The 254-nt window shown below is 41.3% G+C and carries 1 pseudogene; it reads right to left on the bottom strand.

Annotated elements, in window-relative coordinates:
* A pseudogene (locus tag R2R70_RS21710) lies at nt 1-254 on the bottom strand (serine-type D-Ala-D-Ala carboxypeptidase); the annotation flags it as partial.

Below are 254 nucleotides of genomic sequence, written 5' to 3' on the forward strand. Positions count from 1 at the left end.
GTGTCTTCTAAAATACCTAACGATACATTTTCTTTGTTACCCATCCAAATGCGCTGCTCTGCAAAGCTGTCGCCCGCTTTGTAAGGTGTAATTGTTTCAAAAAAGCGAAAGCCGTAGTTAAGTAGTTTTTTGCTTTCTACTTTACGTGCACGCTCGCTTGAGGTGCCCATAACAACAGCAATTAAACGCATACCATTTTTAGTGGCTGATGTAACTAAGCTGTAGCCAGCTTCAGATGTGTGGCCTGTTTTTAT

The sequence above is a fragment of the Cobetia sp. SIMBA_158 genome, from assembly GCF_046566945.1.
Taxonomy (GTDB): domain Bacteria; phylum Pseudomonadota; class Gammaproteobacteria; order Pseudomonadales; family Halomonadaceae; genus Cobetia; species Cobetia amphilecti.